At 34.5% G+C, this 354-nt stretch carries 1 rRNA gene; it reads left to right on the forward strand.

The annotated features are described in order from the left end of the window. Nucleotides 1-67, forward strand: a 16S ribosomal RNA gene (locus H4J63_RS19865); the annotation flags it as partial. Between the last annotated feature and the right edge of the window lie 287 nt (nt 68-354).

The following is a 354-nucleotide window of genomic DNA, read 5'->3' on the forward strand; positions in this document are numbered from 1 at the left end:
ATTCATGACTGGGGTGAAGTCGTAACAAGGTAGCCCTAGGGGAACCTGGGGCTGGATCACCTCCTTATACGATTTAGAACTTATTTGTTCGTAGTGTCCACACAGATGATTGTTAATTAGTGCTTGTTCTTCGGAATAACTAATTAATATGCTCTTTAAAAATTTGGAAAAGCTGATAATAAAATTCTGATGAATAACATTGTTATTTATCAAGAGTTTTCAAAAGTAAAAAAAGAATGGTAGCAGTACCATTCAGTGCCATTTAATTAACTCTTATGAGTTGATTGATTGGTATCTACTTTAGTATTCAATATTGACTTCTGGCGAAGTTAAACTGTCACACAACAAAGACCC

The sequence above is a fragment of the Pseudoalteromonas sp. 5Ae-yellow genome, from assembly GCF_014077565.1.
Lineage (GTDB): Bacteria > Pseudomonadota > Gammaproteobacteria > Enterobacterales > Alteromonadaceae > Pseudoalteromonas.